Source organism: Desulforamulus profundi, from assembly GCF_002607855.1.
The window spans coordinates 1-4,200 of record NZ_AWQQ01000023.1; the positions used below are offsets into that span (position 1 = coordinate 1).

Sequence of the window (4,200 nt, forward strand, 5' to 3'; positions counted from 1 at the left end):
GCAATCATGCTTTCCAGTTCTAACAGGGTGTGCACCCGGCTGTTGTGCCCGTAGAGGTATTCTTTGGGCTGGTATCCTTCGGCGCCGGTGGCGATGATGGCGACACCGTGCTTGATTTGTTCTCCGTTGCTGAGTTTGGTTTCGTAGTTGCCCATGAAGCCGTGTACGTCGGTTACGGTTGCGCCGGTGCAGACTTTAATTTTTTCATGGGTTTTGACTTGGTCAATCAGTTGGTTCAGGTAGGCTTGCACGTCTTCGCCGCCCATGCCGTAGTGGATGCGCTTGGCAATGCCGCCCAGTTCTTCGGCTTTTTCCACCAGGTAGACTTGGTAGCCCTGGTCGGCCAGGTTGAGGGCTGCGTTCATGCCGGCCACGCCGCCGCCGATGACCAGGGCGTCGTGGTTCATGGGCAGGGTGATGGGTTGTACCGGCTCCAGCAGGGCTGCTTTTTTAACGGCCATTTGGACCAGGTCTTTGGATTTTTCGGTGGCTTTTGCCGGTTCGTTTTGGTGTACCCAGGAGCAGTGGTCACGGATGTTGGCCATTTCAAAGAGGTGCGGGTTTAGGCCGGCCTCTTTGAGGGTTTCCTGGAACATGGGCTCGTGGGTACGCGGGCTGCAGGAGGCCACGACGATGCGGTTTAAGCCGTATTCTTCAATGGCTTCTTTGATTTGGGCGCTGGCGTCCTGGGAGCAGGCGTACAGTTTGTCGGTGGCGTAGACGACGCCGGGCAGGGTCTTGGCGTATTCGGCCACCGAGGGTACGTCTACGACGCTGCCGATGTTGATGCCGCAGTGGCAGACGAAGACGCCGGTGCGCACGATTTCTCCGGCCACGTCTTTTTGGGCCGGGTATTCTTTGGCTTTGGTCAGGGTGCCTTTGGCTTCGGCCAGGAGTTTTTGGATTTCTCCGGCGGCGGCGCTGGCCTGCATGACGGTCTCAGGGATGTCTCTGGGGCCGCTGAAGGCGCCGGCTACGTAGATGCCCGGTTGGTTGGTGGCAACGCCGGTCAGTTGCGGTACGTCGGCAAAGTTGTACTGGTTCAGTTCTACGCCCAGTTCTTTGGCCAGTTCGACCGCTTTTTTGTTGGGTTCTAAGCCTACGCTCAGGACGACCATGTCGAATTCTTCGGTGATGACGGTACCGTCTTCTAAGGCGTAGCGAATGCTGATGTTGTCGTTTTTCGCCAGGGTCTAAGCCGTAGACGCGGCTGCGGATGAAGTTGACGCCGTATTGTTTTTTGGAGCGTTCGTAGTATTTTTCAAATTCTTTGCCGTAGGTCCGCATGTCCATGTAGAAGATGCTGGTGTTCAGGTCGTAGTCAGCATGTTCTTTGGCGATGACGGATTGTTTGATGGCATACATACAGCATACCGAGGAGCAGTAGCCATGGTTGATCCGGCAGTTACGGGAGCCTACGCACTGGATCCAGGCGATTTTAGCAGGCTCTTTATGGTCGCTGGGTCGCACCAGGTGGCCGCCGAAGGGGCCGGATGCGCTCAGGATGCGTTCGAATTCCAGGGAGGTGACGACGTTTTTCAGTTCGCCGTATTTGTACAGCGCCAATTGTGCCGGGTCAAAGGTTTCAAAGCCCGGTACCAGCAGGATGGAGCCCACTTCAATTTGGATTTCTTCGTCCTGCATGTGGTGGTTGATGGCRCCTGCCTGGCAGGCTTTTAAGCATTTGCCGCAGAGTTTTTCGTTGTTCAGGTTTTTAAATTTCAGGCATTTGCTGCTGTCAATGGCGTAGGCGTTGGGGAAGGCCTGGGCGTATAGTTTGTAGATGGCTTTCCGCTTGCCCAGTCCCTGGTTGAAGGCGTCGTCTACTTTGACCGGGCAGGCATCCGCGCAGCTGCCGCAGCCGGTGCATTTGGCCAGGTCGATGTAACGGGCTTTGGTTTTGATGGTGACTTTGAAGTTCCCGGGTTCCCCTGCCAGCCCGGTGACTTCGGAGTTGGTCAGGGTTTGTACGTTCAGGTGTCTCCCGCAGTCTACCAGTTTGGGAGACAGGATGCACATGGAGCAGTCGTTGGTGGGGAAGGTTTTGTCCAGCATCGGCATGGTCCCGCCAATGGCCGGCTCTCTTTCCACCAGGTATACGTAGTAGCCGGATTCCGCCAGGTCCAAGGATGCCTGGATACCGGCTATGCCGGAGCCCACCACTAATACGGCTCCTGTTTTATTGGTCGTACTCATTTTCGCACCTCACATCCATAGCATAATTTGTATAAATCATATTCGCACAAATGCCCAAATCGAAAAGGAAACCCTGAAGCCCCGGGTATAGACCCGTGACCAGGGTCACCAAAACATTATATATAGTTTAGCATAAAAGTTTAGCTAATTTTAACAAAATTTTAAACTTTTACGCTTCTTCCTCTTCCTTCTTTGCCCAATCGGGAATAACCATGGCCTTAACCAGCAGCGGGGTGATATGGGTGCACTTCCAGCCTTTTTTGTACTCCTTGTTCATGTCGGTGAACTGGTCCATACAGTTGTGGCAGGGAATGGCCACGGTGGTAGCTCCTGTGGCATCAATTTGTTCAATTTTCCGCTTGGCCTTTTGCATGCGCATAGGCTTGGCTTCAGGTACAGCCAGTGCACCGCCGCCAGCGCCGCAGCAGTAGTTGTACTGGCGGTTGGGGTACATTTCACGGAAGTCGGCACAGATGGCTTCATCACGTTACGGTTGGCTTCCAAAATACCGGATTTACGTACCAGGTTGCAGGGGTCATGCACGGTGCAGGGTTCGGGGTTCCGGCTGGGGTCAACCTTGATGGTACCGTTCTTAATCCACTCATCATAAACTTCGAGAACACTCAGGATGGGAATTTTAGGGCCATCCCAGAACTTTTCATCAAACAGACGTGTCGACTTATAGGCGTGGCCGCACTCGGTCACCACAATTTTTTTGACACCCAGGCGAACGGCTTCCTCGAAGAAGGGGCGCTGGATTTCACAGAAATCATCATTTTTACCGCTGAACAGGGCCAGGTTGGTGCAGTCCCAACGGTGTTCACCCAGGGTATAGTCGGCCTTGGCATAATAGAACACTTTCAAGATTTCTTGAAGTTCATGGGAGTAGTATTTAATCTCACGGGCGTTCAAACCAAAGATAAACTCGGCACCTTTCTTACCGACAGTAACTTTGTAATCAGGATCACCCAGCTCTTCCCTTAATTCTTCTTCAACCCACTCAATGGTTTCAAAATATTCATCCTGGGGAACATCCATCTGGTTGCCGGAGTGAATGTGCTCATTCACAACTTTGTCCATGAAACCCGGTGTAGGAATACCAAACTGCCCTCTCATGCCACGGGTAATAATACCAAAGTTAACGCCCATGGGGCATTCTACGGTACATTTCTCGCAAACGGTGCAGTTCCAGATAAAGGGATCTGTTAAAGCTTCTTCGCGCAGGCCCAACATCAGCTTGCGCAGGAATTTACGGGGATCGTTGTTACCATGGATATCGGAATAAGGGCAGCCGGCGGTGCACATACCGCAGGCCAGGCACTGTGTCCAGTCAATGTTCTTAAGTTTTTCCATGACTTCTTCTCTAAATTTGGGATCCATTTTGGAAAAATCAATCACTTCCGGCACTTGGGCCTTTTCATTCTCAGCGGACATAATTGTTCCTCCCCCTTTTCAGTCGGTTGCCTTCCCGTTCTTTTAATACTCATTGGGCAGCTGATCCAGCTGCTCTTTGGTAAATACAGGGCCGTCCTTGCAGACATACTTGCTTCCTACGTTGCAGCGGCCGCACATGCCAATGCCGCACTTCATCCGGTTTTCCAGACTCATGATGATCCTGTCCGGGGTGAAGCCGCACTCTACCAGTACCGGCAGGGTGAATTTGATCATTACTGGCGGTCCGCAGATGATGGCATAATCCGTCTTGGGTGCCACTTCTTTGGTAACGGTGGGGATGAAGCCCACGCGGCCGGTCCAACCTTCCACTTCCCGGTCAATGGTGGTGATCAGGTTGATGTCCGACCGGGCATCCCATTGGGCCAGCTCGTCTTTGTACAGCAAGAGCCGGGGTTCCGGGCACCGTAGATGACGGTCAGATCGCCGTAGTCGCCACGGTGGGCCGGGTCCAGGATGTACTGGATGGTGGAACGCAGGGTGGTGAAGGCAAAGCCGCCGCCGATGATGGTCAGGCTCTTGCCCTTCAGCTGCTCCAGCGGGTAGCTGTTG

At 53.4% G+C, this 4,200-nt stretch carries 3 pseudogenes; all 3 read right to left on the bottom strand.

What is annotated here, in order from left to right:
* Positions 1-2,196, bottom strand: a pseudogene (locus P378_RS03195) (FAD-dependent oxidoreductase); the annotation flags it as partial.
* A gap of 169 nt (positions 2,197-2,365) precedes the next feature.
* Positions 2,366-3,630 (bottom strand): annotated as a pseudogene (locus P378_RS03200) ((Fe-S)-binding protein).
* A gap of 42 nt (positions 3,631-3,672) precedes the next feature.
* A pseudogene (locus tag P378_RS03205) lies at positions 3,673-4,200 on the bottom strand (FAD/NAD(P)-binding protein); the annotation flags it as partial.